Source organism: Mucilaginibacter sp., assembly GCF_035492695.1.
GTDB lineage: Bacteria > Bacteroidota > Bacteroidia > Sphingobacteriales > Sphingobacteriaceae > Mucilaginibacter.
In genome coordinates, this window is sequence record NZ_DATJJC010000005.1 from 104,014 (window position 1) to 127,383 (window position 23,370).

General features: G+C 44.7%; 28 protein-coding genes. 3 read left to right on the forward strand and 25 right to left on the reverse strand.

All coding sequences use genetic code 11. The features are described from left to right. Positions 1-44 precede the first annotated feature (44 nt). The 17 genes from VL525_RS02180 to VL525_RS02260 all read right to left on the reverse strand — a co-directional run bounded on the left by VL525_RS02180 (position 45) and on the right by VL525_RS02260 (position 15,509). Positions 45-617 (reverse strand): Maf family nucleotide pyrophosphatase, encoded by a 573-nt coding sequence (locus tag VL525_RS02180; RefSeq protein WP_325382837.1) that lies wholly within the window; start codon positions 615-617, stop codon positions 45-47. Positions 618-692: 75 nt separating this feature from the next. Beyond that, a complete protein-coding gene (locus VL525_RS02185; RefSeq protein ID WP_325382839.1) occupies positions 693-1,214 on the reverse strand; it encodes an HAD-IIIA family hydrolase in 522 nt (173 codons plus the stop codon). Positions 1,215-1,321: 107 nt separating this feature from the next. Further along, on the reverse strand, positions 1,322-1,564 hold the full coding sequence (iscX, locus tag VL525_RS02190; RefSeq protein WP_325382841.1) for a Fe-S cluster assembly protein IscX: 243 nt from the start codon (positions 1,562-1,564) through the stop codon (positions 1,322-1,324). Positions 1,565-1,588: 24 nt separating this feature from the next. Further along, a complete protein-coding gene (locus tag VL525_RS02195; RefSeq protein ID WP_325382843.1) occupies positions 1,589-1,921 on the reverse strand; it encodes a 2Fe-2S iron-sulfur cluster-binding protein in 333 nt (110 codons plus the stop codon). 38 nt (positions 1,922-1,959) lie between these two features. Further along, positions 1,960-2,724: a Rossmann-like and DUF2520 domain-containing protein gene (locus VL525_RS02200; protein ID WP_325382845.1), complete on the reverse strand. Its 765-nt coding sequence runs from the start codon at positions 2,722-2,724 to the stop codon at positions 1,960-1,962. A gap of 63 nt (positions 2,725-2,787) precedes the next feature. Beyond that, on the reverse strand, positions 2,788-5,244 hold the full coding sequence (gene ccsA / locus VL525_RS02205) for a cytochrome c biogenesis protein CcsA (RefSeq protein ID WP_325382847.1): 2,457 nt from the start codon (positions 5,242-5,244) through the stop codon (positions 2,788-2,790). Positions 5,245-5,247: 3 nt separating this feature from the next. Further along, the gene (locus tag VL525_RS02210) at positions 5,248-5,658 is read right to left on the reverse strand and encodes a cytochrome c maturation protein CcmE (RefSeq protein ID WP_325382849.1); all 411 of its coding nucleotides are present in this window, start codon (positions 5,656-5,658) and stop codon (positions 5,248-5,250) included. A 159-nt stretch (positions 5,659-5,817) separates the two neighbouring features. Continuing rightward, entirely contained in the window at positions 5,818-6,351 is a 534-nt protein-coding gene (locus tag VL525_RS02215) for a hypothetical protein (protein WP_325382851.1), read from the reverse strand. Between the two features lie 279 nt (positions 6,352-6,630). After that, complete coding sequence (locus tag VL525_RS02220) at positions 6,631-8,067, reverse strand: Glu/Leu/Phe/Val dehydrogenase (protein WP_325382853.1); 1,437 nt, start codon at positions 8,065-8,067, stop codon at positions 6,631-6,633. Between the two features lie 156 nt (positions 8,068-8,223). Then, a complete protein-coding gene (locus tag VL525_RS02225) occupies positions 8,224-8,433 on the reverse strand; it encodes a CcmD family protein (RefSeq protein ID WP_325382855.1) in 210 nt (69 codons plus the stop codon). A 53-nt stretch (positions 8,434-8,486) separates the two neighbouring features. Next, positions 8,487-9,164, reverse strand: coding sequence for a cytochrome c biogenesis protein (locus tag VL525_RS02230; RefSeq protein ID WP_414684720.1), 678 nt, complete (start codon positions 9,162-9,164; stop codon positions 8,487-8,489). A 131-nt stretch (positions 9,165-9,295) separates the two neighbouring features. Further along, positions 9,296-10,486, reverse strand: coding sequence for a carboxypeptidase-like regulatory domain-containing protein (locus VL525_RS02235; RefSeq protein WP_325382857.1), 1,191 nt, complete (start codon positions 10,484-10,486; stop codon positions 9,296-9,298). Positions 10,487-10,593: 107 nt separating this feature from the next. Beyond that, positions 10,594-11,967: a di-heme oxidoredictase family protein gene (locus tag VL525_RS02240; RefSeq protein WP_325382858.1), complete on the reverse strand. Its 1,374-nt coding sequence runs from the start codon at positions 11,965-11,967 to the stop codon at positions 10,594-10,596. 7 nt (positions 11,968-11,974) lie between these two features. Beyond that, positions 11,975-13,051 carry an imelysin family protein gene (locus tag VL525_RS02245; protein WP_325382860.1) on the reverse strand — a complete coding sequence of 359 codons (1,077 nt, stop codon included), beginning with the start codon at positions 13,049-13,051 and terminating at the stop codon, positions 11,975-11,977. 4 nt (positions 13,052-13,055) lie between these two features. Further along, positions 13,056-13,478, reverse strand: coding sequence for a Rieske (2Fe-2S) protein (locus VL525_RS02250; protein ID WP_325382862.1), 423 nt, complete (start codon positions 13,476-13,478; stop codon positions 13,056-13,058). Positions 13,479-13,483: 5 nt separating this feature from the next. Continuing rightward, complete coding sequence (locus VL525_RS02255; RefSeq protein ID WP_325382864.1) at positions 13,484-14,701, reverse strand: hypothetical protein; 1,218 nt, start codon at positions 14,699-14,701, stop codon at positions 13,484-13,486. 124 nt (positions 14,702-14,825) lie between these two features. Next, a complete protein-coding gene (locus tag VL525_RS02260; RefSeq protein ID WP_325382866.1) occupies positions 14,826-15,509 on the reverse strand; it encodes a heme exporter protein CcmB in 684 nt (227 codons plus the stop codon). A 117-nt stretch (positions 15,510-15,626) separates the two neighbouring features. Here VL525_RS02260 and VL525_RS02265 point away from each other — a divergent pair, with 117 nt between their 5' ends. Then, positions 15,627-16,109 (forward strand): methylated-DNA--[protein]-cysteine S-methyltransferase, encoded by a 483-nt coding sequence (locus VL525_RS02265; protein ID WP_325382868.1) that lies wholly within the window; start codon positions 15,627-15,629, stop codon positions 16,107-16,109. Between the two features lie 4 nt (positions 16,110-16,113). Here VL525_RS02265 and VL525_RS02270 read toward each other — a convergent pair whose 3' ends face one another. The 5 genes from VL525_RS02270 to VL525_RS02290 form a co-directional block, all read right to left on the reverse strand. Continuing rightward, entirely contained in the window at positions 16,114-16,941 is an 828-nt protein-coding gene (locus VL525_RS02270; RefSeq protein WP_325382870.1) for a protein-glutamate O-methyltransferase CheR, read from the reverse strand. A gap of 42 nt (positions 16,942-16,983) precedes the next feature. Further along, a complete protein-coding gene (locus VL525_RS02275) occupies positions 16,984-17,418 on the reverse strand; it encodes a hypothetical protein (protein ID WP_325382872.1) in 435 nt (144 codons plus the stop codon). Further along, entirely contained in the window at positions 17,418-17,753 is a 336-nt protein-coding gene (gene gldC, locus VL525_RS02280) for a gliding motility protein GldC (protein WP_325382874.1), read from the reverse strand. Before gldC ends, VL525_RS02275 begins: the two co-directional genes overlap by 1 nt. Positions 17,754-17,757: 4 nt before the next feature. Further along, positions 17,758-18,036, reverse strand: a complete 279-nt coding sequence (locus VL525_RS02285; RefSeq protein WP_325382876.1) for a hypothetical protein — start codon at positions 18,034-18,036, stop codon at positions 17,758-17,760. 161 nt (positions 18,037-18,197) lie between these two features. Continuing rightward, entirely contained in the window at positions 18,198-19,523 is a 1,326-nt protein-coding gene (locus tag VL525_RS02290) for a DEAD/DEAH box helicase (protein ID WP_325382878.1), read from the reverse strand. A gap of 234 nt (positions 19,524-19,757) precedes the next feature. Between VL525_RS02290 and VL525_RS02295 the strand changes: the two genes are divergently transcribed. Beyond that, entirely contained in the window at positions 19,758-21,092 is a 1,335-nt protein-coding gene (locus VL525_RS02295; protein WP_325382880.1) for a dihydroorotase, read from the forward strand. 98 nt (positions 21,093-21,190) lie between these two features. Here the strand turns inward: VL525_RS02295 and VL525_RS02300 are convergent, their stop codons facing one another. From VL525_RS02300 to VL525_RS02310, 3 genes are all read right to left on the reverse strand, one after another. Beyond that, positions 21,191-21,649 (reverse strand): GyrI-like domain-containing protein, encoded by a 459-nt coding sequence (locus VL525_RS02300; protein ID WP_325382883.1) that lies wholly within the window; start codon positions 21,647-21,649, stop codon positions 21,191-21,193. 78 nt (positions 21,650-21,727) lie between these two features. Next, on the reverse strand, positions 21,728-22,162 hold the full coding sequence (locus VL525_RS02305; RefSeq protein ID WP_325382885.1) for an SRPBCC domain-containing protein: 435 nt from the start codon (positions 22,160-22,162) through the stop codon (positions 21,728-21,730). Between the two features lie 43 nt (positions 22,163-22,205). Continuing rightward, a complete protein-coding gene (locus tag VL525_RS02310; RefSeq protein ID WP_325382887.1) occupies positions 22,206-22,637 on the reverse strand; it encodes an EVE domain-containing protein in 432 nt (143 codons plus the stop codon). 184 nt (positions 22,638-22,821) lie between these two features. Between VL525_RS02310 and VL525_RS02315 the strand changes: the two genes are divergently transcribed. After that, positions 22,822-23,370: a cupin domain-containing protein gene (locus VL525_RS02315; protein WP_325382889.1), complete on the forward strand. Its 549-nt coding sequence runs from the start codon at positions 22,822-22,824 to the stop codon at positions 23,368-23,370.

Sequence of the window (23,370 nt, forward strand, 5' to 3'; positions counted from 1 at the left end):
TGTCATAAAGGGTTACGACGTAAATTTAAAAAATTATATTTCTGTTAACCCAGCCTTTTCAGCTGCTGATATAATTTTTCCGTAGGCAAACCGACAACATTGGTATAAGAACCATTTATACGTTCGATACCGATAAGGCCGATCCACTCCTGTATGCCGTAGGCCCCGGCCTTATCGAGCGGCTGATATTTATGAACGTAGAAATTGATCTCCTCCTCCGTCAGTTTGCGGAAGAAAACTTCAGACACATCATGAAATAAATTGTATTTGTGCTTGTACAACAGGCAAACACCGGTTACCACCCTATGCACTTTACCGGAAAGTATCCGCAACATTTCAGCGGCCTGTTCAACAGTTTCAGGTTTGCCTAATATTTTGCCATCCACGTTTACTATGGTATCTGCAGTTAGTACAACCTCATCATCCACAGATTCATCAAAAGCCCTTGCTTTCTTTTCAGCTATATAAACAGCTATTTCTTCGGGAGTAAGGTTTTCGGGATAAGATTCATCTACATCCTTCAGCACTATGCGAAAATCAATACCCATAAGCCGCAAAAGCTCCTGCCGGCGGGGCGACTTGGATGCAAGAATTACTTTTTTATTTATCAATTCCACCGATTACTTTTTGATTACTCCGATCTTATTGCGCATTACAACGCTACTAACTACAAACTCAAAACTGCAAACTGGTTACCAGCTATACGCCTGTTCGCTCATCCACTTGCCCTGCACCTTAAGCACTTTTTCTATCACATCGCGTACAGCGCCCCTGCCCCCCGGAAACGGGGAAATATAGCGGCTTATCGCCTTTATCTCTTCGGCTGCATCCGCAGGGCAGACAGCAAGACCCGCAAGCTGCATAACCTCCAGGTCGGGAATATCATCGCCCATAAAAAGCACACTTGCCGGCAACACATGCTTTTCTTCGAGGTACAGCCTGAAATTGTCCGATTTAGTATGTGCCCCTACATATACGTCTTTTACACCAAGGCTGTTTAAACGATGAATGGATATTTTGGAGCGACTGCCTGATATGGCACAAACATTATAACCAGTTTTTACGGCAAGTTGTATAGCATATCCGTCTTTAATATTAAACTGCCTGAATTGTTCGCCGTTTTCAGTTACGTAAACCGAGCCATCCGTCAGTACCCCATCCACGTCGAAGATGAAGGTTGAAATATCTTTTAATTTATTTAGGAACGATTCCACTGATTATATGCGATTACACTGATTGGTTTAGATGATTACACCGATTTTGATTGTCGTTTGGTAATCGTTATTGCGAACTTTCCAACCGTACAACCTGACAACTGAAATTATTGATTATCCCGCCACTCGTACACCCAGGCCGATTGTATCTGCTCAAGATGGCCTTCGGTTGATTGCTCGCGTGTACCGGCAAAGTTTGGCAGGCTCAACACCCATTCCAACAGATCGGTAAAACGGATACGATATATTTTGGATTCGTCAAAGTCATCGCCAAACTTTTCATAAAGCTCCATGGCAATATCTTCGTGGTCGTTCCAGTGAATCGGCAGTGCAAATTTATTGTCGTTCATTATATTTATGTTACGTATAAACCTTTAATGTCCCAGGAAATTCGACTGATCGGGCAAAGTAACTTCGATATCACCGTCTATCACCACACACTGGCAACCCAACCTGGAATTAATGCGGGGATTAACAGCACGGTCTATAAAATCCTCTTCCTTATCCGATATTTCCTGGATGCTATCCATCCCTTTGTTCACGTAAATATGGCAGGTGCTGCAGCCGCAAACCCCACCGCAATTATGCTGAAGCTCAATGCCGTTCTCGAGGCAAACGTCCAGCACAGATTCACCTTCGGCTATGGGCAACTCAATCGGTTCGTGCCCCTTCTCCTCAAAGCTGATCTTAACTTTATAGATGTTCATTTGGGCAAAAGTAACAAAATTACCTGTGCCCGGTTACCCTATTTATCCATTTTGATAATCATCTGACTTAACAAGGTATACACCTGCTGTAAACCGGCATTATCCTGCAATAGTTTCAGGTGTTCGGCCATCGTTTTTTCATCATTACGGATAGCCGGGCCGGTCTGAACATTTTGGGGTAAATGTCCCTGTACCTTAAAGGCTGTTTCCATTATCAGGGGTCTTAGCATGTCAAAATCAAGGCCATTTTGCTCCATAATGGAGCCGGCCGCGTAATACAGGTAATTGGGGAAATTACAGGCGAATACCGCTGCCAGGTGTAATATTTTACGTTTTTCAGAATCAACCCGGTAAACACTTTGGGAAATGGATTGCGCCAAGGCTTCTAATTGCCGGCTTATTTGCTCATCGGCACCTTCAATGCAAAGCGGAACGGTATTGAAATTTACTTCTTTGGTTTTGCTGAAGGTTTGCAGGGGGTAAAATACTCCTGCGTTTGAAGTGTATTGCGACAACTCGTTCAATGAAGTAGCACCGGAGGTATGGACGAGCAGCTTACCGTACCTGGCAAGTTTTTTAGCCAGCCCTCCTATCGCGTCATCTTTTACCGAGATGATGAACAGGTCGGTGTCGCCGTTGATTTTTCCGAAGTCATTAATAGCTTCGGCTTTAATATGGTAGGCAAGTATCGATGCATGTTGTATATCCCGGCTGTAGACTTGCACTATGGTATGACCCGCATTTCTGAAGGCTGCCCCTAAATGGGTGGCTACATTGCCCGAACCGATGATGGTGATGCGCATATTTTGAATTGCTGTCTGTAGAGACACAGACAGCGGATATACTTTCGTAAATGTACGCCGAATTTAACTTGTCTTCAACTCTTTATTCCTCCTGAATATTGACATCAGGAAACCGATGACCATAATGATGGTGCCCGACCAGAAGAAATTGATATACGGAAATTCGATAGCCCGCATTACTATAAATTTCCTTTTGCCCTCCGGCTGCTGATAAACAGTTATCTCGGCTTGTTTGGTAGCAGGTGTAATTTTGGTAAGGGCCAGTTTTAAGCCAGCCTCGTCTATCTTTTTAGGAAAACCGAATACCCCGTTACTTTTCATAACATACAAAGGCCTTGCCGCATAAGTTTTACCATGGGATACTACCTCCAGGTCGGCGCCAACGGCAGCTTCGTTTTTGCCAAGCTGCAAGTTGGCCACTTTGTTGTCCAAGCCTAATCCTTTGAACACGATATAACCGTCGCGATAGCGTATGGTATCGCCCACCTTAACCTGGTGCGGTATAGGCGGATCATAATTTTTATCGTCGTCTTCGCCATGTTTTTCGTCTCCCTGCGAGTTTTCATCAGGGGTTAGTGCGTTAAACATCGTGATATGTGTGTACAAGTCGTGAAAAAGATAATGCTTGGTATCAGGCGAAGCAGCAAAGCCTCCCATTTGCTTGTTTACCTGTGCTTTGGGTTTTAACATAAACTGTTCCTGCACCTTGCCGGCATTATCCAGCCGTTGATATAATATCTTAAAGAAATGATCGGGCGCCGATACGGAATCGCCTACGTAACTTACTGTATAAGGGCCCATTTTTACAGGTTCATTACGGTAAACGATAACATTTTCCTTCGGATTACTTTCTTTGGCAAAATCAGGGCTGAATTGTTCTCCGGTAGTATTTTCAGAGATCACCTTGCTTGTACCTGCTGCAATAAGCGCCCCTACCATCAGCAAACCAAAACCAATATGCGCAACCGCCGATCCGGCCAGTTTGAATTTGCCCTTGAAAGCATCAACCAGCACTTTGCCGTTTACAAAAACAGAATAAACAGCGCCGAGCATCAGCAACATGAAAACGACCTTGAGCCGGTATATACCCGTGAAATATATTACGATAACAGCTACCAATATTGCAACGATGAGGTACGTTATGGCCTGCGCCAGGAATTTGGCACGATCTGTCTTTTTATATTTCAGGAACTGGGTAAACCCGGCAAGTGTGGTAACCAGGATAGCGAAAGCTGACTGAAAAACATTGTATAGCGCCACCTGGTTTGAAGGCGGAGCTATTTTAGTGCCGAATATGGCGTTCCACACCGGTACCGAAGTAACCACAACCAACTGCAAACATGAAAGCGCCAGGAAAACAGAACCGACGAACATCCAGAATTCGCGCGAGTAGGTGTCTTCATCTTTGGTTGAGCGGGGAAGCTCCTTCCAGCGGATAACCGGCAGATAAATTGACAGGATCAGGAAGATCAAAATACCGATGACCAAATGCCAGAACATCCCCAGGTCGGTAAATGCGTGTACGGATGTGTCGCCCAGTATGCCGCTGCGTGCCAGGAAAGATGAATACCAAACTAATACAAAGCTGATGAGCACCAAAAATGTAGCCATGATATAAGAATGGCCCGTATTTTTGTACACGATCATAACGTGCAGTGCACCAACCAATGTAAGCCACGGAAAAACGGAAGCATTTTCGATAGGGTCCCATGCCCAGAAACCACCAAAGTTTAATGACTCATACGCCCAAAACGACCCCATTATGATACCGGTACCCAGTACCATACCCGCAAATAATGCATAAGGGATAGCCTGCGTTATCCATTCCTTATATTTTCGCTGCCAAAGGCCGGCTATTGCATAGGCGAACGGCACAACCATAGATGCCAAACCGAGAAAAAGCGTTGGCGGGTGAATTACCATCCAGTAGTTTTGGAGCGAGGGATTCATGCCCTGGCCGTCCTTTATAAAAGAAAGATAATCGGGGCTTTGAAAGATGGGTGCTTCCATCGCGTTTCGCAGCAGTAAAAACGGCGAACTGCCTATGCGCTGCCCGAAAATATCGATCCCTAATATCATGGTGGCCAGTATAACCTGCGAAAGTGCGATAACTGTCATCACGGGCCGTTCCCACGATTTGGCTTTCCAGATCAAAATGTTACCCAAAACTGCCTGCCAGAACGTCCAGAGCAGGAAGCCGCCCTCCTGTCCGTTCCAAAAGCCCGATACCAAATAGTAAACCGGTAACGAGCGCGACGTGTAGTTCCAGGCATAATGGTATTCGAAATAATGGTTATACAGAATGTAGAAAAGACAACTGCCTACACCAATGATGGATGCAGAGTTGATAAAAAACGCAATTCGGGCCAGTTTATGCCACGATTTATCGCTTCCTGTTTTATCAGTAGTTGCGTAATAATAGCTTATCAGCGAGAGCAGTGCCGCTCCGAAAGAAAGTACAACAAAAATCTGACCTAAATGCCCCGGGAAAAGGTGTTCACCTTTGTAATCTATTGCCATTAATTATATATCGGCCTTTTTAGCTGAGACCTCTGTAGTTTCTAATTTATCCTGGGTGTACTTCGACGGGCATTTCATCAATATTTTGGATGCGTGAAATTCGTCATTCACCATTTTTCCGGTAAGCACAATTTGCTGCGAGCGTTCAAAGTCTTCGGGCTTGGTACCTGTAAATACAACCTTGCACTCGTCTCCCTTATCATCCTTTACATAAAAGGAAAAATAGTTAGCGTCCTTTGTAGCATCGTAATACAGTTCCTTTTGCTTATCCAGGTGCCCTATTACATGCAATTCGCTATTTGTTTGTTTTGCTTCGCGGAAAGAGGCATAAGTACTTGAGCTGGCGTAGGTGCTTATTATCACAGCTATCGCCACCGCAATTACAACTATACCAAATATTGAACTCTTCTTCATCTGCGGTTTACGAAATGTTTCTGCAAAAATACAAAACGTTATATTAATAACGATTGATACAAATCATTAAAATGACTGTTACAAGTCATTAATCTTATTTAGAATCAATTTAAAGAAGCAAAATTAAATATAAAAGGGGGATTATATAAAAAAAGCGACTTATTGGCCGACAAGCTCCTTATAGGTGATGATATAATATCCGAGGCCGCCTTTGTGTGCGGTCAGGATGATAAAATCAGACGGGCCCATCAGGTATTCCTGTATGCGCTCAATATCAATATCCTTGCTAAAATCGTTATATTCGATGTTAACCCTTGAGCCTTCGGTTTTAGCCGACTTAACCGCCTTATTAAGTATCTGGGCCTTTATTTTCTCTTCTTTACTGCTGGCAAAACTCCGGTTAATTTTAAACAATACCGCCATAAACAGGCTGCCGAATAATATGATGGAAAAAAGGTAATATTTGTACTGTCGTTCGATAATAAAGGAAAGTATAAGCCCCGAAATAATACCGGTGACAACAACAGACTGGAAGCTTATCAGCGTAACAGCATATTCCCTTTTACAATAAAGAAAACAATAAACTCCAAGGCCGTAAAGAATAGCTTTTATGATCCAGACAGGCTTTATTTTTTTTAGAACCTTTCTAACCTTTCTGCTGGTTCGTCCTGACCTTCGCCGACGTCTTTCCATATATAATTATATGCAAACTATAAATATTTTATTAAACATGCGCACAAAAATTATAGCGGACATCGTATTACCGTATTGAACGTGTAGCCATTAAATAATGTTTAGTTTATAAATTGGTTGCTCTTCATTATCGGTTGATAAGGAAACCATTGTGCAATTTAACTATATTAAATTAGGTTTAATAAATCTCCCATCAATTTTATAATAACTTAAAATTGACACGCAACAAAAAAGGCGGATATAAATACCCGCCTCCTCCAGTTTCATTGTGGAAAATTATCACGGCCAAACGCCCAGGTTTTTATAGGATACCGCTATTTTATTGATAGCGCCTACAAATGCCGCAGTGCGCAGTGTATCAATTTTCTCTGTATTTTTGTAAGTCTCCCTGATCTCGTGATACGATCTGATCATGGTATCTTCCAATCCTGAATTTACCAGCTCAAGTTCTGATGCTCCTTTGATAATGGTAGAGCGCTGCATAGGAGTTAAAGCTACGCCGGTTATACCTTCAACCATATTCACCAGGTTGGTATTGGCAGTTTCCTCGAAACGGCGGTTCATGCGGCCGAAAGCAACATGCGAAAGGTTTTTAAGCCACTCGAAGTACGACACGGTAACACCGCCGGCATTGGCATACATATCAGGGATGATAAGCCCGCCTTTACTGTAAAAAATAGTTTCCGCTTCAGGGGATGTTGGACCGTTAGCGCCTTCGGCAATAATTTTTGCCTTGATTTTTTTTACATTGGTATCCGTTATCTGGTTTTCCAATGCTGCCGGCACTAAAATATCGCACTCCTGCTCCAGCCCTTCCATCGAGTTTTTGAACTCCTTTTTCGCACCAGCATACCCCAGGATGGACCCCGTATTTTTGCGGTGCTGGAATACCGCTTCAACATCCAGGCCATCGGCGTTATAAATTGCGCCTTCAAACTCGCAAAGACCAACTATGATAGCGCCAAATTCGGCAAGGAACTTAGCAGAGTGGTAACCAACGTTACCCAAGCCTTGTACAATAACCCGTTTACCGGATATGCCTGTTGTTAAGCCTATCCTGGTCATATCCTCGGCCACGCTCACACATTCGCGGATAGCTATAGCTACGCCCCGGCCCGTAGCCTCACGGCGGCCAGCAATACCATGCAGGGCAATCGGCTTGCCAGTTACAGCGCCCATCGCATCCAGCTGGCCTGGATTCATGGTGGCATAAGTATCGGCTATCCAGCTCATCTCGCGCTCGCCCGAACCGTAATCCGGTGCCGGAACGTCGATGCTTGGACCGATAAAGTTTTTCCTGATCAATTCGACCGTGTAACGCCGGGTGATATTTTCCAATTCCTGTACGGTGTAATTTTTAGGATTGATCTTAATACCGCCCTTCGCCCCTCCGAAAGGAACATTTACAATAGCACACTTGTAGGTCATCAAAGCCGCAAGGGCCATTACCTCATCCTCGTTCACCATCTCGCTATATCGTATCCCCCCCTTGGTTGGCGACTGGTGCTGGGAGTGTTCAACACGCCATGCATCTATCACTTCGAAGCCATCGCCCTTACGGATAGGGAAGCGAAAACGGTAAACACTGTTACATGATTTTATCTGATCTAATAGCCCGGCATCGTGTTTGGTAAATTGTGCCGCATAGTCGAAATTCTTACATACGTCGCCGAAAAAATGGGTTTCCTCATCGGCGAGCAGAATATTATTTGCCATAATTTAGAATTGAATAATTATAAGATTCTTAAAAAAGTGCACAAATTTGGTACTAAAATTACCAATATTGCAAATTTAAAATTATTAGTGTTTTAGCTACACCATTGAATAATTACCACAAACCTGTGTTTAAATCAAACTGGCTTATTTTTTTGCCTAATTCCCTTTTTCGATTTTTTTCAATCGCCTGTCCATCAGGAACAGGTAAATGGCTAAACCAGCGAAAATTATGGCAACCGTGGCGATAACAACGTAAATCCTGCCCGACTTGTAAAAATCGTCGGCCATACCCGTCCCGGCTTTTTCCTGCGCAAAAACAACAATGTTTGATAAGGTAAGCAAAACAAGGATCAATAATTTTTTCATCAGGTATCTTGGTTCAAATTTGGTTCAAAAAACTTATTTGTACAATAACAGGATCATAAGTCTATGTTATTTCTTTTATGCTCTATCAAACGTATACGATAGCGGATAGTTGCGATCCAGACGGAAAAGATAGCCCAACCCGCCATCGCCGGATAAAACACCAACCGCATACGGCTATCCAGGTCGTATTTACCGAAAGCGGGGTTTCCGCCATTGCCCGGATGCAGGGAATCCGTCAGCCTTGGTAAAATGAATATCAACACGATCATTACCGGAAAGGCGAAAATATTGTAAATGGCAGATATTTTGGCCCGTTTTTGCTCCTCGTCCATCGAGTTGCGGAGCACCAGGTAGGCACAATACAGCAGGAAGGCTATAGCCGCGCTATTTTGCTTGGGGTCGCCGCTCCAGAATTCGCCCCAGGTAAACCTGGCCCACATCATTCCTGTTATTAATCCCAACGTAAAAAATAACAAGCCGACGTTTACACATTCAACAGATGCCAGGTCGTACTCTTCTTTGCCGGTATTGAGGTACATAATACTGAAGATAACAGATATGGTCAACACCGACATCATCCCGATCCACATTGGCACGTGGAAGTATAAGTTTCGTATGGTCTCGTGCAGGATGGGCAATACGGGTACTGGGATAAGGAACCCGGCAATAAGTGTATAAAATATCAGCACGACCGCCAATACTTTCCACCAGGTTTGATAAATGATCTTCATGCTTGATTTGAGGGTGTAAAGGTACTGTTTTGTGGCGAAAGGTAAAAGGTGAAAGGATAAAGGTAAGCGGAAAGCAAATAATGGTAAAATGAAATATAAAGCTTTGATCTTTCTGCTTTCCGCCCAGAAGCTTATTTATCGTCCTCGGGTGAGTAGTTAAACGGAAGCAGATCGGCTATTTTGGATTTTGACCAGGTACCCTCACTTAACGGAACATCTTTAAAAATTACACCATTCATGTCGAACACCGCATAAGGCCCGTGCAGAGTTAAGATGCTTGTTTCAAAATTCTCCATATCCAGGGGCCTGTACACATCCTTAAAATCCGTTTCTTCGTGCCGGCGGGTATAGATCACGTAAAGACAGTCTGTAAAATGCAGCAGAAATATACCGGGTTGGCTTGTAGTGGCACAAATTTGATAAGGCTGCAAAGGCTGCCTGACCAGGTTTTCGTGATAATACCTGGACATGTTCTGTTTGGATATCCAGTAATTTAGCGAATCGCGATAGAAACTTTGCTGAAATTTTTTGATATTGTTTAAGATGACGCCTTCATCCGGCCTGTCGGGATTTAGCTCGCGGCTAAGTTTATACACGATAAACCCCTCCTGCCCCAATGTGTTCTTATACAGCGAACGTAAAAAATGACGCGATGACCCATAATAGGTTTCGGCACGTTTTTGCTTCCATGCTTTTTTCTGCGATGCGCTGCCCGGAAGTTCCTGGAAAACCACCTGCCCCTGCCACTGGGTAATATCCTGTATGCCGGATGAAGAAAATGTGTCGACCAGGAATTTGACGCGATAACCCAGCGCCCTATTTTCGATCACGAGGAAATCGTTGGTCCATGCCTCCAATTGCAGTTTCTTGCCGTGGTATATCAGGTTTAATTCGTGGGGGTTTTGTACGTCGCACTTCCTGGCGTTCTCGTCATCGCCAATAAACTGCTTTCTGAACATCTCATAATTTCGCTTCCAGTCGGCAGGGGTGCTGATAACCACTCCCCTTAGCTGGTTAACTTTGGGATTTAGCGTGATATCAAGATTTATAGGATCGCTTCCCACTAAAACTGCCCTGGTAAATTCCTCAAAGCCGATGGAACTGGCAACCAGTGTATACTGCCCGGGCTTTACCCCGGTTAGCCTGAAAGTGCCGTCGTCGGCAGTAGTTGTACCGAATGATGAGTTGCTGAGGAAAACACTCACATTACCAATACCGGTATGCGACACATTGGTAGTTATTTTACCTGAAATAGTGGTAGTTTGCGCCCGGCTTATGAATGGGAAAAGAAATAAGATCAGAATAAGCCCTTTTACGCTCATTTAACAAAAATACTTTAACAGGCATTTATAACGCGAAGAAAAGTATTTATTGTGAATAAATAATGAAGCAGGCGCCGCAATTTAATGCAGCGCCTGTAATAAATCATTTACAATGAGTACAGGAATTTCAACACAGCGTCCCTGTCGGCTTTGGAAAGGTGTGCATAGTAAACTTTGGATTGCTCCGCCTCGCCGCCATGCCACATGATGGCTTCAACTAGGGTACGTGCGCGTCCGTCGTGTAAATAATAGCCGGGATTATTTACCTTTTCATACAGCCCAAGACCCCATAACGGCGCGGTACGCCAGCTTTGGCCGTCGGCTTTAAAATCGGGACGGTTGTCGGCCAGGCCAGCACCCATGTTATGCACAAGCAGATCTGAATACGGGTGTATTACCTGGTTGGAGACGGCCGGGAAGGCTACATTGATGCCGGTGGTTAAGGTTTGCCGGTGGCAAGTGCCGCATTTAGCCAGCATGAAAAGTTGCTGCCCGCGTTTTACCGTCGCATCAGTCACATTGCGGCGCGCAGGGACAGATAGCGTTTGTGCATAGAATTTGACCGCGTTCAACGTACTATCCGGTAATTCCGGATCATCTTTCATGCCATCGTCCTGCGCCTGGCCGTAACTATTTTCGACGGGTAATATTTTGCTTGTAAGCCCCATATCCTGGTTAAAGGCTGTTGCTACTTGTGTAATGATTGAAGCTGTATTCGCCTTCCAGCCAAAACGGCCAAGCTGAATTGATTTTGTGGTGACGTCCCATACATAGTTGGCTACGCCCTTGATCCCGTCGCCATTAGCATCATTTGGGTCGGCATAGGCAACTATCTGGCTTTCCGGAACAGCCTCCAGTAAACCCAAACCTATCATTGGCGGGGCAAGCCGGGGCGACAGCAGATAACTACCGGAAATGGGCGTATATAGATTTGATAAGGTGTAAACGGGCGTTCTAAGGTTATATTCTTCGCCATCGTCAAAAGAGTAAGATTGATAGGTGTAGGCCAAATTAACCTTCGCCTCTGGCTGCTTGCCGTAGGCGGCTTTGTCCTGCACCTGTAAACCATAGCCGGGTACCGCTACGGGGCCACCGTGTTCGTCCGCGCCGGGCAGGCTTATCCGCATCAGTAAAGATGAACGGTTATCGCCGGCAGTGGGCAAACCTATACCATCGTTGTGATGGCACGACTCGCATGATGTATTATTAAACAGGGGCCCAAGGCCGCTGTGTATAGGAGCAGGCGCAGTAACAAATGTTTGGCTGAAAACCTGGTCACCCTTTTCGTGCACGTACTCGTCATAAGTTGAAAGCGTCGGAAATGCGGCCCCAAAGGCCTTGGATGTGGCATCAAAAACCGTTGCAACGCCCGCAGAAAGCCTTTCATCATATTGATCTTCCGGAAATACAGCCGATTTCTGGCATTCGACCAAAAACAGCACCAGCAATGCAAGTAAACCTGTTATTTTAAACTTCTTCACTTAAATGTTAGTCCTTAATATTGGTATTAACGAAATCAGTTAAGTCGCCCTCTATCGTTTCCTTTAAAGTCCTTATAGCGGCCTGCACATTCTTAACCTGTGTTTGCTGGCTATAGATAGCTTTTTCATAAGTGACGGTTATGCCGCTAAAAGATGATATTGCTGCATTGATCTGCGCCTGTATCTTACTGTCGAGCGAAGTATTTTTCGAGGCAACCAGCTCACTCAAGCTGTGGCCCGTTGCACTGCCGTACTGGCATTTATAAGCGTTCAAAACGCCAGTGATGTTATTCCTGAAATCATTTACAGAGTTATGCGAAAATGATGACTCGTCGAGTGTAGAATCTTGTGCGGCGAAAGGGGTCTGCATTTTTTCATTGGCCACCTCGTTACATATATCGGCCATTGACCCTACAAGGGCCAGGAAAACATCCTTACGTGTGGTGAATCGCGTGCTGCCCTTACCCGCGTTAACCACCTGCGCGGTAAAGCTGTTGGATTGGGTCGGGTCCCAGCTATTCCTAAGTTCGGTAGTGGTGTTATAAAGGCTTTGACCCAGCGACGCCAGGTATACCTTATCGCGGTCGGTAATGTCCGCTGCCTTTTGTGTGCCGCCCACGCCGAATATGATGTATTCAATAGCGTGAAAGCCCTTGAGCGTGGTGCCCAGTTGTTCAATATCGGCAACTCCAAGCGGGTTGTCGCTGGCTATAAGGTTATCCAGGTCGGCTTTATTCAGTGGCCAGTCGTCCATTGTGGGATCGTAATCAAAATCCTCGACGGGGCCGAACAGGAAGCCTTCGCATTGTTCCCAGGCAGCGCGGGTATTTTTCCAGGCTGTTCGGACAGCTTCAAGGTTAGCGTCGTTCGGGGTTGCATTGAATGTAACGATAGCATTGTTCATGATCAATGCCTTTGCCTGGATATCCTGGTAATTGGGGTTTACCAGTACAGCTGCAAAATCGGTCAGCACGTTCTGCTCTGTCGAGGCTGACGTATTCTGATCGTTATTTGTACTGTCTTTTTTGCAGCCGGCTATTGCTATTGCGGCCAGGCAAAATGCTGTGATAAATATATTTTTCATAAGTTTAACTTAAGTGGATGATAATTTTGTCGGATATAACTTCCGTAGGATATTTTTTCAGCGATCTTTCGGCAGGGCCCTTTGTAACTTTCCCCTCTTTATCAAATGTGCTGCCGTGAAGGCTGCATTGATAGCCTTTACCTGTCGCGTTGAGCTGATTATCGGCGTGGGTACATCTTAGAAGCAGAGCGGTATAAGTGCCGTCTTTTTCTTTTTGCAAGCCTATGCTGTAAAAGAATTTGTTTGGCTGGATGATCCGGAAATCGTTTTGGGCGAATAACGATACCGGCACTGCAACCTTACCCGATTCAATAGCCGATTGGTATACCGACGCAGTGGCACACGATGATAGCGATGCAATTGATATGCCTGCGCCAAGCGCCACGCATACTGTGCAGGACTGTTTGATGAAATTTCTTCTATCCATGTTTGTCAGAATGATAAGGCTACACCGAGATTGACCAGGTTATAATTCTGTTGGTACGGCTGCGCAACAGGGCTTGGGTTGATGATCAGATCGGCGTTTTGTGCACCAGTATGAACCAGCCGCACGTCGCCTTTGATCGCCACGTTGCGGGTAGGCAGGTAGGTAAACCCAGCCACCACGTGATTCTGGTTCAATGTGCCATCTACGACGCCATTTGATGGTATCGAAGCATTGACATTAAACTTCTCATCGCGGACGAAGACGATCAGCTGCTTATCATGATCGTTCCGGAAGCTATGCAGCAGGTCGTACCCTACTTCGGCATAGGCGCCATATTCTGTTTTAGGGGTGTTGCTGGCATACGCCTGGTTGATCTTACTTGCATCAGGAATGGAGACGATAGTTCCTAAAACCCTCACTTCAAAACCATTATGAGTATAGATCATATCCGCTTCGCCAATTGCTACTGGTGTACCGAAAGTGCCCGAATTAAGACCGAGGCTATCCGCCTTTCGCTTGCTGAAGCCGACCGTTCCGCCATAATAGCCGGATACCTGGAATTTAAAATCACCGGGGCTATACTGCACCGCAGCCGTAACCGCCAGGTTATTGGCGCTGGCATTCCGCCCCTCGAAGCGGCCCTCGCGAATGCCGGAACCATGTTCGAATCCTTCGGAACTTAACCCGTTAAATACGCCGACGCTATAGTTTAAAGGCAGGTTATTAACGTTGCCATAAAATCCAATACCCAACTCGCGCCAGGTGGACGGGAGAATAAAAGTTTCTACATAATTACGCTCATTCCCATTGAATGTATTAGGCAAGTGGTTCTCGTTCAATATTCCTATGCGCGGCAGGAACAAGCCAGCTGTAATATACTGGTTGGCATTCAGGTTAAATTTAAGATACGCTTGTTCTATGGCTACCTCGCCGCCATCTTCACCTCCTGAAACTTTGGCGTCCTCAACTTCCAGTTCGGAAAAGAAAGAAATTTTATCGTTGAATTTGTGGCCGGTGAACAACACAAACCGTTCCAGGTTGATCTTAGAGGTTTGCAAAGCCGAGTTGCGCTGGTAAAATACATTGCCATAGCCGCCTATAGTGGTGGCGCTCTTTGAGGTATTATTATTCAGGGAGTCTTCGGATGTTGTCGCTTTTTGGGCGAACAGGCTGGTTGATAACAGCGAAAAAAAAACAGATGCGGTAAAAGTTGCGGGTTTCATTTTATGAAGTTTGATGCCGCAAAATAAATCTTTATTTAGACTTAATCCAAATTAAGATTAAAATAATTCTAAATAAGAACTTAATTAGTTGATAAACAAGGCTATGATGTGATAATTTTCTAGGTTAATCCTTCCACAGATAAGGAAAGAGCAATAATGCAGTTGCAATGACGATGGCGTTTATGGCAAACAGTACGCCCATATTACCGTAGCTGGCGCTGCGGTCGAGTCCATCCATGGCACTTTTGCTTAACCTGACGAGTACGAGTATAACGGGAATAACAACAGGAAAGCTCAGGATAGCCATCAGGGTGCCATTGTTGCCTGCTTTGGAGGCTATGGCGGATATCATGGTGAATATCGTAGAAAAGCTGATGCTGCCGAGAATAACCGATAGAAAATAGAACAGCGGGTCGCCGATGGTATTGTTAAAGAAAAGAATATAGACCAGCAGCGCGAGCACGCTGAGCAACGACATGAGCAGGATATTGTAAATAGTTTTGGATAGAATGATAGCCCTGGGGCTTGCTATGGAGTAATAATACAGAAGCCTGCCCTTGCTTTCCTGCAAAAAACTTTTGGCGATGGCATTGACCGATGCGAAAAGCATGATGATCCAAAATAACACATTCCAGACAATAGGGTAACCGGCGCTGCCCTCAAAACCAGGTGTCAGCCGAAATGAGATATAACAAACAAAAACCGTTGAGACCACGTACAGTAAAACCCCGTTAAAGGCGTATTTGGAGCGCCATTCGAGCAGTATCTCCTTTTTAAGCAGGTGAAGGGTTTGGCTGTAAAGTTCCATTGAGTGCAAAGATAGTTTTTTGGGAGGTGAAAGGGCAAAGGATAAAGGTAAAAGGCGCTATATATCAAAAAAGCCTTCCATCTTTATGCTTTCAGCATTATGCCTTAACTTTACCCAATGCCAACTATCTATCATCCATCTCCTATCGGCGTTATCAGAATACGGGAACATGAAGGATTTATCTCTTCCGTTAATATCCGGGATGTTGCAGGCGACGAGGAAGAACAATCCACTCCCCTGCTTCAAATGGCTGCCCGGCAACTGGATGAGTATTTTGCAGGGGAAAGAAAAGAATTTGATTTTCCAATTCAGCAGCCGGGGTCTGCCTTTCAGCAAGAGGTTTGGCAATGCCTTTTGAAAATAGGCTATGGCAAAACTATAAGTTACCTGCAGCAATCGAAAATAATGAACAACCCTTTGGCCATCAGGGCAATTGCGTCAACCAATGGTAAAAATGATTTGGCTATTGTTGTGCCATGTCACCGGGTTATCGGCTCGGACGGCAGCCTGACCGGGTATGCCGGCGGGCTTTGGCGAAAAAAGTGGCTGCTTGAGCATGAGGCCCGCGTACTTGGCGTGGGACAAACCAGATTATTTTAAGGGGCTAACCTTCCAGTTTCTGGTAAATATTGGCTTTTGAATTGATCACCCTGAATTTATGTTTCATATCAGGGAAACGGATAGTTTCTTTCGTACCCAGGCACAGGAAGCCGCCGGGCGCCAAACTGTTATAAAAAAGTGTGAGTATCTTCTCCTGCAAAGCGGCTTCAAAATAAATGAAAACGTTCCTGCAACTAATCAGGTGAAATTCGTTGAAAACACTATCTGTTATAAGATTATGAACCGAAAACAAGGCATTTTGCCTGAACGTGCTGTGGACCCCCGCCGCGTCATGCATCATGGTAAAATGATCGGTAAGTGAGCCGGGTAGTTCCGATTGGATATAATTATCCTGGTAGGCTTTTATTTTCCGGAGGTTATAGACGCCTTTTCGTGCTTCATTCAGCATTTCAAGATTGATATCTGTACCGTAAATGAAAGACCTGTTGCCGAAGCCGGCAAGGTTAAGCAGGATGGACAACGAATATACCTCCTCGCCCGATGAGCATCCTGCGCTCCAGACCCGTATATGCTGCAGCTTTTCAAAATGAGGTATAACCTGGGTATTCAGCGCCTTGAAAAAGATCGGATCGCGAAACATCTCGGTGACATTTACCGTGATCTCTTCCAGGAACCATTGAAAAAAATGCGGGTCGGCGTTTAATTGCTTGTGAAGTTCGCCCAGGCTCATTTTTTTGAGCATAACAATGCGCGACAGGCGTCTTTTTAAAGAAGCTTTGGAATACCCCGAAAAATCGAAACCATGCAATTTTCTAACCAGGTCGGTTAATTCATGAAGCTGCAGGTCGGTGATGCCGGGTATTTCGCTCATTGCATATTGGTAATGTGGCTCAATCAGGTGAAAATTAATAGGTTACTCAGCAGACTCACCAACCGGTACCGGTGGTTTATACCCGGGCTTTTTCTTTAGCGTTCCGGCTATTGCAAGTAAAGGCGCCGTGCCCAGCAGCCACCAGCCCCATTTAAATTTGATCTGCCTTTCCAAAAACCGCTCGAACGAATGGAAGGGAATAAAATTGAATGAGTAATGGATCTTGAGCAGTGAAAGAAAATAAAACAGGACAATAAGTCCGAGCGATAACCATGCGGTAAGGCGGACTATTTTATGCTGCATAAAAACTACGCCCACTATCCCAACTATTGCTACGAGTAAAACAACAATGCCATAGGGCATATTGGCCTTATACATGTTCCAGTTAACTATGTGCAGCGGGCGAAAAAGGGGGCAGTAGGTTGCTGCTATGAGCATCACAAAACCCGCGAAGGAGATGAATGATGAAAGTCTCATTATTTATTCTGGCTGATTTCCATTTTATCGGCAAAGTGGGCACAGTAATCGCGAAGGTCTTCTACTATGTTCTTCTCGCCGGTGGCACGCAGGAAACTATCGCCCATGGTTTGCAGGGTTTCGTAAAAGAAACGTTTCATCTCGTCAACCGGCATATCTTTTGTCCAAAGATCGATACGGAGCGTATTTTTATAGTTGTGATCCCACAGGGCCAGCATCATTGATTTTACAGGCAGGGCCTCCTTATTTTCAGCATCGGTGGATTCCCAGGTAATGCTTTGCGGCACATTGGCATCGTCAAGGTCAATTGTGAGTTTGATCTCAGCTTTCTTCATCTTTTTATTTAACAAGTAAAAATATAATAATCGCCAAAGTTATAAAGCTTAACTCAACGATCCACAGTTTTTTAGTTTCGCGGAAGAAATTGCGCAGCATGATATCCATAAATGACACCACCATGGCGAACAGCAGGAATATACCTGCAAACAAGCCGCTTTTAAGCGCATGCGGATAATGCCCACCCATAATACTGATGCCGTACAGCCAAATATAAACAGCCAAAAACAGCAGGAATGCGGCAGCAAAATTGAGTGGGGTAATGCGAAATCTGGTTTTCATACTAATTTATGTCATTTCGAACGAGCGCAGCGAGGAGAAATCTTATACAATGTGGCAAAGCGGATTGCATGTTGTTTAAGATTTCTCTTCGCCCGGTTGCACACCACCCTTCAGGGCTCATCGAAATAACATCCTTTTTTATTATAATATTCATTATTTACTTACCTTTTCCCTTTCACCTTTCCGCCCCTACCTTTATATTTTTTCTCCTTTGCAGCGTCAAATTTTTTACGCTGATTGACTGTCTTTTTTTCGTGGAAGGCGCCTTTAAAATCAGGGTTTTCTTTTCGTTTCTGGTCGTCTATTTCACGGGCCTGGGCCTGGCGTTCTTCGTAAGGCGTTTCTTCAACAAATACTTCTTCCGGCAAAGCTAATACCGGTATTTCCTGGCGGATGAGTTTTTCGATCTTCCGGATATAATATTCTTCGGCCGGGGTACAAAATGTGATGGCTTCGCCCGAATTGAAAGCGCGGCCGGTGCGCCCTATCCGGTGCACATAATCTTCTATCACAAAAGGCACATCAAAGTTGATCACATGGCTAACATCGCTCACGTCGATACCACGGGCAGCCACATCCGTTGATACCAGCATTTTCACTTTGTCGTCCTTAAATGCGTTGATGGAGTTGATGCGGGTGTTTTGTCCCTTATTGGCGTGCAGTACTTTCACCCCCTGTTCGCCATAACGGCGGTGCAGGAATTTATATACATCTTCGGCATTGGTACGTGTTTTACAAAATACCATCAGCTTTTTAATATCCGTCTCCCCGTCCAGTAAGTGTTTTAACAGGTTGATCTTGGTGCGGATATTGGGCACCAGGTAAAGCTTTTGTGTTACCGTTTGCGCTGGTGTGGCCTGCGGGGTAACCTCGACAATTGTCGGGAACTCCAGGAAATTAGCGGACAGTTCACGGATCTTATCGGACATGGTTGCCGAAAAAAGCAGGTTCTGACGTTTGCGAGGCACCACTTCCAGTATACGGTTTATCTGGGGCATAAAGCCCATATCCATCATTTTATCGGCCTCATCCAGCACCAGTACCTGCAATTGTTTAGTCACAATATGGCCAGCCAGGTAAATATCCATAAAACGTCCCGGTGTTGCGACAATGATATCAACACCCTTGCCCACCTGTTCAATTTGCGTTTTAGGGCCCAATCCACCGTAAAGTGTTACTACACGCAGATCGGTGTAAGTTGCAAACGTTCTGACGTTTTCCTCTATCTGGATGGCAAGTTCCCGCGTAGGCGCTATGATCAGAGCGCGGGGCTGTTCGCCCTGCGCATATTTAAGACGCATGATGATCGGCAACACGTAAGCTGCTGTCTTCCCGGTACCTGTCTGCGCTATGCCCATTACGTCCTGCCCGTTTAATATAGGCGGTATAGCTTTTTGCTGAATAGCGGTAGCTTCGGTATAACCGGCGTCTGCAATAGCATTCAATACCTGTTTGTTAAACTTAAAATCTTCGAAGCCGGTTGACATGGGGCAAAGATAGACTTTAAGTCGGGAAGTCCGAAAGTCCGCGTAAGTCCGAAAGATAACTGAGACGGGAAAGACGTGTTTAGTCGGGAAGTCCGAAAGTCCGCATAAGTCTGGAAGACATCAGAAGGGATAAAGGTAAAAGATTGGGGCATGTCGAAATTTGAATGTTTGATTTCGAATGTGTCCTTTGAAGGTGGTTTTCTTAACTTTGCAACATAAATTCAAAATCCGCTTATGTCGACGATCCTGATCAAATCCGCAACCATTGTTAACGAGAACAAACAATTTGTAAGCGACCTGCTGGTGAAGGACGGGTTGATAGAACGCATAGACGGGCAAATAAACGAACAGGCAGACCAGACCATCAACGCCGAAGGGCTTTATCTTTTGCCGGGCTGTATAGACGACCAGGTGCATTTCCGCGAGCCGGGCCTGACATATAAGGCTGATATTCATTCCGAATCTCGGGCGGCCGTGGCGGGGGGCATTACCTCGTTTATGGAAATGCCTAATACCGTACCCAATACTTTAACGCAGGAATTACTTGAACAAAAATATGAGATAGCTGCCCGTAACTCGCTGGCTAACTACTCGTTTTTCATGGGCGCATCTAACGACAATTTGGACGAGGTATTAAAGACGGACGTTAAAAATGTCTGCGGCATTAAGGTATTCATGGGTTCATCCACCGGGAACATGCTGGTAGATAACCCCACTACCCTGGAGCATATCTTCGCGCAGGCGCCCATACTGGTTGCCACCCATTGCGAGGATGAGGCTACCATAAAAAGTAACCTGGCGCACTACAAACAGCTGCTGGGCGAAAATATTCCTGTAAAGTTTCACCCAAAAATACGCAGCGAAGAGGCTTGCTACTTGTCGTCGTCCATGGCGGTTGAAATGGCTAAAAAGTACAACACCAGGCTGCACATCCTGCATATCTCGACAGAAAAAGAGACCTGGCTTTTCGGCAATGACACCCCGTTAAAAGACAAAAGGATAACGGCCGAGGCCTGCATACATCATTTATGGTTTAGCGACGAGGATTATGAAACCAGGGGCAACCTGATAAAATGGAACCCGGCCGTAAAAACAGCACGCGACAGGGAGGGCATATTGAAAGCTGTGCTGGACGGCCGGATAGATGTGATAGCCACCGACCACGCCCCGCATACACTGGAAGAAAAGTCGCAGCCTTATTTGCAGGCCCCATCGGGCGGGCCGTTGGTACAGCACGCGTTACCAGCAATGCTGGAGCTTTATCATCAAGATAAAATAACGCTGGAACAAATTGCCGAAAAAATGGCGCATAATGTGGCGATTTGTTTTGAGATAGAAAAACGCGGCTACATACGCGAGGGGTACTGGGCCGACCTGGTGCTGGTTGATTTAAATAACCCCTGGAACGTAAACAAAGACAACCTGTTATACAAATGCAAATGGAGCCCATTTGAAGGCACTACATTCCGGTCTAAGGTTATGCATACTTTAGTATCAGGCAACCTGGCCTACAGTAATGGAAGTTTGATAGAAGGTAAAAGCGGTAAACGATTAACGTTCAATCGGTAATTGTCTGAACCGGGATTAAACAGATCTGACAGATTCATCTGATCAGCCGTTATTTTTTCGACAAATCGCTTAAATCCGTTTAATCCCGGTTCAGACAGTTAAACAACCCCCACATAAATTTCTGTTTCCGTTTCCTCAAAACTGTTAGCGCCGGCTTTGTAAAGGTCGTAGTCCGCGATATATTTCCTGTCAGAGCAATTGTCCCATATATGCCGCCATGTGCCGGCAACACAATCAGGAAATTGCCCCTGTGGTTTATACCTGCGGTAGTTGCCATCGGGCACCAATGCCATAAATAACCCGGTGTTTATTTGGGGTTCGTCTATCCGGCACCCTATCACTGCACGGTACCAATCGTTATGGTCGCTTTCATAGTCGGTATATACGCAATAGATATCATCCGATAGTTTTCCGGGAATCTTCTCTATGATATTTTCCGACATGAACCTTTCCCACAAGCCACCAATATCTTTCGACGACTGATCGTCTTTATTTATAGTTTTAATTGCTATTCCTGCTACATAAAACTTTTCCTGTTCGGCTAAAATATACTGCATTTTGGTTATTCAAAAAAGTTATAATGAATTATAAATAATTTATTAACAAACATTTGTAAAGTTTAATTAAACAAATACTTAAATATTTCCACTTTCCACCATCTCCTTCATCTTTCCGAAAACCGATTGCCAGTTTTGCTCAGAATGATTTTTCGCATCTTCACTTTTGATATGCTCCTGGATGATGGTAAGCTCCGTCTTCCCGCCTTTTTCGGATAGGTCATAAGTAATGTCCAAATAATTCTCGGGGATATTTTCGGTTCCGGACATACTACTCCAATAATTGTATTTCACCGACTTACCCGGATCAACTTCCAGTATGGTACCTTTATCCTGGTAGGTTTTTCCATCCCACTCCCCTTCCCAAAGTATCGGGCTTCCTTTCTTCCAATCGGTTTTCACATTAGTGCCGAAAAAATATTGTTTCACAATTGTAGGGTTTGTCAATGCTTCCCAAACTTTGTCAGCCGGTGCATTTACTTCGATGGATGTTTTTAAAGTTAGATTTGCCATGATGTTGTTGTTGATTGTTATTTGTAAAAATTGATGTATTGCGTTATTGTTTTGGTTTTATCATTTTCTCCTTCAGTAAATAAAAATCGTGCATGCCTATCTCAAAAAAGCCAAAACGGAACCTGAATCCCCAGGCTTTTTTATCGCGGATAAAATCCAGCGAACCTATCAGCGGCACGATGGGAACATCCTTACAGGCGTAATAATTAACATTGCGACGGTAGGGAATAAAATCATCCGACATTTTATGCTGATAAAGCTTCCCGTCGGCCACCTGCCCTATCGCGGTAAAGGCCTGTAGTTTTTCATCCCCTTCATAAGTTACTTTCGGCGAGTAAAATATCACCCAATCGTTTGGATGGAGCTTTTTTAACGAACCGGGTTTACCATGATTGGCCTGCATAAACCCGCCGGCCACCCCGCGCTTGATATGATCTTTTGATACGACTGTTATCCAATATCTTTCAGTATCCATATTTTTTGCCTTTTGATGTTACAAAACAACCATCTGTTAATGACAGCCCTATGTCAGCAGGCAAAAAAATGTGCATAATTTGTTACAAAAGAACCTACGTTTTTAGTTGACACGACGTTCAATTGCTGTATATTTGAATGCCCCGCAACCTAAATTGAATGCACACCCGGATAAACCTTGTATAATGGCTATTAATATTTACGAGCAATCTATCAATCCTATCAACGGTGAGGCCCTGACCGCAATTTCATTAACACCTTATGCTTTTACCATGCAGTGGATATCAAAGCCCGGGGTAAAACTTCCGTTCCAGCATTTGCATTACTACCAGGACGAGATATATTATGTTAAAAAAGGCGAGATCAAAGTACTCATGGATGGTAAGGAACATGTTGCGGGTCCCGGGGAAAAAGTGATCGTACCGAAAGGGAAACGGCATGCAGCTATTAATAATAAGGATGAAGAACTGGAAACCCTGATAGAATACCGGCCCGCGCTTGACCAGGTACGGCTTATGCAGTGCTATAATGGTTTGGTGAACGACGGTTATTTGAATGAAAGCGGATCGGTAAATATGAGGATGATGGGATATATGGTTAAGAAGATGAAGTGCAAGGCACTGGCGCGCCCTGCAAGTGTACCTGCATCTGTGTTTAAGCTAATGCTGAATGTATCGTATTTGATTGGAAAATTGAGTGGGTGGAATAAGCTGTACGAAAAATACACCCAATAG

Bases quoted from the DNA above. Each gene is read 5' to 3' on its own strand.
- VL525_RS02250 (WP_325382862.1), bottom strand. From the start codon at position 13,478: ATGGATAGAAGAAATTTCATCAAACAGTCCTGCACAGTATGCGTGGCG.
- VL525_RS02300 (WP_325382883.1), bottom strand. From the start codon at position 21,649: ATGCAGTATATTTTAGCCGAACAGGAAAAGTTTTATGTAGCAGGAATA.
- VL525_RS02315 (WP_325382889.1), top strand. From the start codon at position 22,822: ATGGCTATTAATATTTACGAGCAATCTATCAATCCTATCAACGGTGAG.
- VL525_RS02195 (WP_325382843.1), bottom strand. From the start codon at position 1,921: ATGAACATCTATAAAGTTAAGATCAGCTTTGAGGAGAAGGGGCACGAA.
- VL525_RS02220 (WP_325382853.1), bottom strand. From the start codon at position 8,067: ATGGCAAATAATATTCTGCTCGCCGATGAGGAAACCCATTTTTTCGGC.
- iscX (WP_325382841.1), bottom strand. From the start codon at position 1,564: ATGAACGACAATAAATTTGCACTGCCGATTCACTGGAACGACCACGAA.
- VL525_RS02225 (WP_325382855.1), bottom strand. From the start codon at position 8,433: ATGAAAAAATTATTGATCCTTGTTTTGCTTACCTTATCAAACATTGTT.
- VL525_RS02210 (WP_325382849.1), bottom strand. From the start codon at position 5,658: ATGAAGAAGAGTTCAATATTTGGTATAGTTGTAATTGCGGTGGCGATA.
- VL525_RS02270 (WP_325382870.1), bottom strand. From the start codon at position 16,941: ATGAGCGAAATACCCGGCATCACCGACCTGCAGCTTCATGAATTAACC.
- VL525_RS02290 (WP_325382878.1), bottom strand. From the start codon at position 19,523: ATGTCAACCGGCTTCGAAGATTTTAAGTTTAACAAACAGGTATTGAAT.
- VL525_RS02235 (WP_325382857.1), bottom strand. From the start codon at position 10,486: ATGAGCGTAAAAGGGCTTATTCTGATCTTATTTCTTTTCCCATTCATA.
- VL525_RS02200 (WP_325382845.1), bottom strand. From the start codon at position 2,724: ATGCGCATCACCATCATCGGTTCGGGCAATGTAGCCACCCATTTAGGG.
- ccsA (WP_325382847.1), bottom strand. From the start codon at position 5,244: ATGGCAATAGATTACAAAGGTGAACACCTTTTCCCGGGGCATTTAGGT.
- VL525_RS02265 (WP_325382868.1), top strand. From the start codon at position 15,627: ATGCCAACTATCTATCATCCATCTCCTATCGGCGTTATCAGAATACGG.
- VL525_RS02245 (WP_325382860.1), bottom strand. From the start codon at position 13,051: ATGAAAAATATATTTATCACAGCATTTTGCCTGGCCGCAATAGCAATA.
- VL525_RS02260 (WP_325382866.1), bottom strand. From the start codon at position 15,509: ATGGAACTTTACAGCCAAACCCTTCACCTGCTTAAAAAGGAGATACTG.
- VL525_RS02285 (WP_325382876.1), bottom strand. From the start codon at position 18,036: ATGAAAACCAGATTTCGCATTACCCCACTCAATTTTGCTGCCGCATTC.
- VL525_RS02255 (WP_325382864.1), bottom strand. From the start codon at position 14,701: ATGAAACCCGCAACTTTTACCGCATCTGTTTTTTTTTCGCTGTTATCA.
- VL525_RS02215 (WP_325382851.1), bottom strand. From the start codon at position 6,351: ATGGAAAGACGTCGGCGAAGGTCAGGACGAACCAGCAGAAAGGTTAGA.
- VL525_RS02305 (WP_325382885.1), bottom strand. From the start codon at position 22,162: ATGGCAAATCTAACTTTAAAAACATCCATCGAAGTAAATGCACCGGCT.
- gldC (WP_325382874.1), bottom strand. From the start codon at position 17,753: ATGAAGAAAGCTGAGATCAAACTCACAATTGACCTTGACGATGCCAAT.
- VL525_RS02275 (WP_325382872.1), bottom strand. From the start codon at position 17,418: ATGAGACTTTCATCATTCATCTCCTTCGCGGGTTTTGTGATGCTCATA.
- VL525_RS02310 (WP_325382887.1), bottom strand. From the start codon at position 22,637: ATGGATACTGAAAGATATTGGATAACAGTCGTATCAAAAGATCATATC.
- VL525_RS02295 (WP_325382880.1), top strand. From the start codon at position 19,758: ATGTCGACGATCCTGATCAAATCCGCAACCATTGTTAACGAGAACAAA.
- VL525_RS02230 (WP_414684720.1), bottom strand. From the start codon at position 9,164: ATGAAGATCATTTATCAAACCTGGTGGAAAGTATTGGCGGTCGTGCTG.